This window comes from Clostridium sp. SM-530-WT-3G, from assembly GCF_012843905.1.
Classification (GTDB): Bacteria; Bacillota; Clostridia; order Clostridiales; family Clostridiaceae; genus Clostridium.
In genome coordinates this window covers 1-5,112 of the sequence record NZ_JABAGC010000071.1, presented here as the reverse complement: position 1 = coordinate 5,112, position 5,112 = coordinate 1, and the positions used below count along the sequence as shown (strand labels likewise).

The 5,112-nt window shown below is 28.5% G+C and carries 4 protein-coding genes; 3 read left to right on the top strand and 1 reads right to left on the bottom strand.

The features are described 5' to 3' along the window. Positions 1-240: 240 nt before the first annotated feature. Entirely contained in the window at positions 241-2,214 is a 1,974-nt protein-coding gene (locus HF850_RS15085) for a molybdopterin-dependent oxidoreductase (protein ID WP_169106241.1), read from the top strand. Between the two features lie 87 nt (positions 2,215-2,301). On the opposite strand, the gene HF850_RS15080 is transcribed toward HF850_RS15085, so the two are convergent. After that, on the bottom strand, positions 2,302-2,781 hold the full coding sequence (locus HF850_RS15080) for a flavodoxin family protein (RefSeq protein WP_169106240.1): 480 nt from the start codon (positions 2,779-2,781) through the stop codon (positions 2,302-2,304). 393 nt (positions 2,782-3,174) lie between these two features. Between HF850_RS15080 and rbr the strand changes: the two genes are divergently transcribed. Beyond that, entirely contained in the window at positions 3,175-3,759 is a 585-nt protein-coding gene (gene rbr, locus HF850_RS15075; protein WP_169106239.1) for a rubrerythrin, read from the top strand. A 161-nt stretch (positions 3,760-3,920) separates the two neighbouring features. Next, positions 3,921-4,730, top strand: coding sequence for an arginine deiminase family protein (locus HF850_RS15070; protein WP_169106238.1), 810 nt, complete (start codon positions 3,921-3,923; stop codon positions 4,728-4,730). The last annotated feature ends 382 nt before the right edge of the window (positions 4,731-5,112 follow it).

Genomic DNA, 5,112 nt, shown 5'->3' with positions numbered 1-5,112 from the left:
AATGTGAGTCGAGTTTCCTAAGCAGTGAACCCAAATCTGTGATTTGGTGTGAATCGCTTACTCAGCGAACGAATGTGAGTCGAGTTTCCTAAAAAAGATATTTACTGTAAATTCAGCATGTGCTGATAGACAAGTAAGGAGCTAACTCAAATATAAATATTTGAGTTAGCTCCTTACTTTATGTTATATTAGTATAAAAATTAATGGATTAAGATAAAAATGTAATAGGTAGAGGTAAATATGAAGAAGTTAAGTGGAGGATGTACATTAGACTGCTTTGATGCATGTAAGTTTAATGTCTATGTTGATAATAATAAAGTAGTAAAAATTGAGGGGGATAAGAATCATCCTTATACAAAAGGTTTTATATGTAAGAAAGGCCTTATGCACCTTGATAGAATGAATCATGAAAAGAGGCAGTACAAACCTCTTTTAAAGGTTAATGGAAAGTGGAATGAAATTTCCTTTGATGAAGCTGTAAATATAATGGCTGAAAAGCTTAAGCATTATAAAGAGAATTATGGTCCAAAATCTGTCATGTACTATGAACAGTATGGTAATGGAAGTCTTCTTAAAAGCGTAGGTGATATATTTATGAATTTCTTTGGAGGATGTTATAAGCAGAAGGGTGGCCCATGTTGGAGTGCAGGTATAAAAGCACAAGAAAAGAATTTTGGAGATATTAGGAGTCATTCTCTTGAAGATATGATGAATAGTAAGACAATAGTAGTGTGGGGTAAAAATCCAGCATATACTTCTATACATACTATGGCAGCTATAAAAAAGGCTAAGGATAATGGAAGCTATGTAATAGTTATAGATCCAATAGAAACAGCTACAGCCAAAATGGCAGACTATTATATAAGAGTTAAACCAGACGGAGATACAGCACTTGCTCTTGCTATGGGAAAAAGAATAATAGAACAAGGAAAATATGATTTAGATTATATAAATAAGTACGTAAGTGGGTTTGAAGAATACAAAGAATATGTTAAAAGCTTAAATTTAGAGGAACTTTTAGAAAGAGCAGGAGTAACTAAGGAAACTTTGAATCTATTAGTGGAAAAATATACAGAAAAGTATTCAACTATTTTATTAGGATATGGACTTCAAAAGTATAATTTTGGAGGAAATACAATTTATCTTATAGATACACTAGCAGCAATAACAGGACAGATTGGTGAAAGTGGTGGAGGAGTAAATTACGCCAATAAAGTATATCCAGGAGTTCTTAACACTGATCCATATAATAGTGAAGAATATGCAGAAAATGAAATATTCCAAACTAGTGAAATAAGTTCATTTATAAAAGAAAAAAATATTAAGATGGCTGTAATAACTAAGAGCAATTTATTAAATCAACTTCCATCACTTAATAACCTTGAAGAAGCTTTTAAACATGTTGAGTTTAAAGTATGTTTTGATATGTTTATGACAGATACAGCAGAAGCTTGTGATTTATTTATTCCAACAACTACTGTATTAGAAAGTGAAGATATTTTATATAGTTCTATGACGAATCCATATCTTACATATATAGAAAAATCAGAAGAGTCTAAAGAACCTCTTATGGATGAATATGAATTCTTTAAAAAAGTAGCAGAAAAGCTTGAAATTAAAGAATATCCATATGTAAGTAAAAAAGAATATCTTACAAAGGTAATTGAGCCTTTAAAAAAATTCGAACCAAAGATAAGCCTTGAATATCTTAAGGAAAATTATTTTACTATTCATGAAAGTATAGCTTGGAAGGATAAAAAGTTTGAAACTGAATCTGGTAAGTTTGAAATCATATTTAATAAGAAAGCATTATTAAGAGAAGATACAAAAGTAGATAATAATTTAGAATATAAGAAGCATGTATTAAGTAAGAGTGAAATTAATAATTTTAGAATATTAACTATTCACAGTAGGGATGCACTTTCGAGTCAGCACTATATGGATAATAATAAAATAGCAGAAGCATATATAAATAATAAGATGGCTGAAAAACATGACTTTAGTGATGGGGATATTGTTTATCTTGAATCTGATCAAGGAAAAATTAAAGTTAAGCTGAAGATTGATGACATGGTAGGAGATAATATAGTAATGATGTATGTAGGATGGTGGAAGAAAAACGGAAATCCTAATTATATTATTAATTCAGGAATATCAGATATAGGGGGGCAGGTTACTTACAATGAGACTTTTGTAAGGATTATAAAAGCTTAAGTATCAATGGTTCCCAACAGGTAAAATTAGTTTGAATTAGATTGAAAAAGTCACTATTAATGATAGTGACTTTTTTTATTTATATAATTATAAATTTGATTTTTCAATTTCTGATATTAAAGCTTTAATATCATCTTCGTTTGGATGGCGTTCTGATTCTGCAAGATTATCTTTGATGGCTTTATACATTTCAGCGTTATCTTTTTTTATCATATCTTGCTTAGTATCAGATACTTTACCTTGGCACATATATGTACCAATAATAGTGTTAGATGATGGAACATGTGATTTTACATTAGATAAAATCTCTTCAAAATATTCTTTCGTATTATTATAACCAGCTGTACCAAATATAAATAGTTTTTTGCCTGAAAGTTTTTCTATAAATGATTGTACATCAGCACTACAAGAGTTTTTTGCTGCCCAAAATCCTAAAAAGATAGTATCGGCAGAAAGTGCTTCATCAGAAGGATTACCAAAGTAACATTCTGTAATTTTATTTTTTATAGATTCAGCTAACTTCTTAGTGTTACCAGTTATACTGCTATATACTATTGCGTATTTCATATCAATCACTCCTTAATAATTTTAATATGCATTATATAAGATATTAAGATTAAAATTCATATCAAAAAATATTTTGATATTATTACTTTATATAGTATTTCGTATTAAATAGAATTTATACAGAAGAACTGTTGTAAGGAAATGGAATTTGAAATTGTAAGAAGTGTATATTAAATTTATAAAGAAATATGCATAGCCATCATTTAAATGAATGGATAGAAATAAAATGGTGATAATGGTTTGAAGTGTCTATAATTTGAGTATGTTTGTTAATAATTTCATCATTCAAGAATATAAATTTATAGAGTAGTTTTAGTTGAAATAGATTATAAAATTTATATGATCTGTATAAACTGATAAATTATAATTCTGATATAAAGGAGATTGTTCCATATGAATTTAAGAGGAAGTAAGACTGCTAAAAATTTGATTAAAGCTTTTGCAGGAGAGTGTCAGGCTAGAACTAGATATACTTACTATTCTGATATAGCTAAAAAAGAAGGATATGTTCAGATATCAAATATATTTTTAGAGACAGCTGAACAAGAAAGAGAACATGCTAAATTATTTTATAAGTTCTTAAAGCAGGATTATTGTGATGAATGTATTGAGATTAATGCTGCATATCCAGTTTCATTTCATGATAAGACAAAGAAAAATTTAATAGCTTCAGCAGAAGCTGAAAAGGCAGAATGGACAAAGGATTATCAGAACTTTGCAAAAATAGCAAAGAGTGAAGGTTTTATGGAAATTGCTTTAACTTTTAAAAAGATAGCATTAATTGAAAAAATGCATGATATACGATATAGAAAATTATTAAGAAATGTAGAAAATGGAACTGTATTTAAAAAAGATAGGGAAGTTTTATGGAAGTGTAATAATTGTGGGTTTATATATGAAGGCTGCGAAGCACCAAAGACCTGTCCGGCATGTAATCATCCTCAAGGATATTTTGAAGTTTTTGGAGAAAATTATTAATACTAAAATATGTTGTTATAGTAATAATTATATATTTAATTAAGTAGAGATTAGATATTTAATTGTGGTCTAAACAATTGTTTAGGCCTATTTAAATTTAAGGTATTTTTTATATTATATAGGGAAAGCTAAACTATGAATATAAAAAAGGAGTATTCATAATGAAAGTTTATGTGAATAATGGATATGATAGATTAAAATCCTGCTTACTATGCTATCCAGCTAATTATAGAATAATAAGTAAAACTAACAAATTTTATGGTAAGGTAGATTATGCTTTAGCTCTTAACCAATATAATGCATACATAAATTATTTAATTGAAAATGATGTTAAGCCTATTTTTATAGATATTACTAAATCTACAAAACAGGTATATACAAAGGATGTGGCTTTTGTAATAGAAAATATCTTATTTATAAGTAAAATGTCATTAAAAGAAAGAGAAGAGAAAATAGAGCCAATAAAGAAATTAGCTGTAGACCAGAAGTTAGATTATTATATTATGCAGAACAACATAGAAGGTGGAGATGTGGCTGTTACTGATGAAGTTATTTTTGTAGGAGTGAGTAATAGAACTAATATATATGCTATTGAAGAATTGAAAAAGATATTAGATGTTAAAGGAATAAAAAAAGAAGTGATTCCAATTAACTTTGATACGAATATGCTTCATCTGGATTGTGTTTTTAGTTTATTAGGAAAAAAGTCTGCCTTAGTATCTCCTTATGTTTATGATAAAGAAATCATTAAAAAGTATATAGAAAATATAATAGAGGTAACTAAAGAGGATGCAGATAATTTAGGAACTAATTTGGTTTATATAGGAGACAATAAGTTGGTGACTGGTAATATTAATGTAGGCAATAAGTTAAAGGAATTAGGTTATGATGTCAAAATACTAGAATATACTGAAATTGTAAAAGGTGAAGGAAGCATTGATTGCAGTACATTAGTTTTATTAAGACAATGAGTAAGTTATGTAGTGAAAAAATAGTGAATTTTACTGGATTTATATATAAAATAAAAGCTGAAAGCTATTTGTAGAATATAGTTTTCAGCTTTTTGGTGTGCCCAGCATGGGCAGATATATGAGGTGAAAGTACGTGTTCTTACCTGGGGAGGTCTGATAGATATGTACCAAATGAATAAAATTTCAAGGTTACAACCCACATAGTGATATGTGGCTGAACTATCAGAAGTCAGCAGATGTCATAGTAACTCCGCTAATCGCGATAGCGGATGAAGGACTGAACGTTAGGAGGTTTACAACTTTGGATAAATCAAAGAAATTACAAAGAAAGCAGAAAACTAAATATATAGACCAGTTGATGGAAGTAGAAGTGGAACTTCAA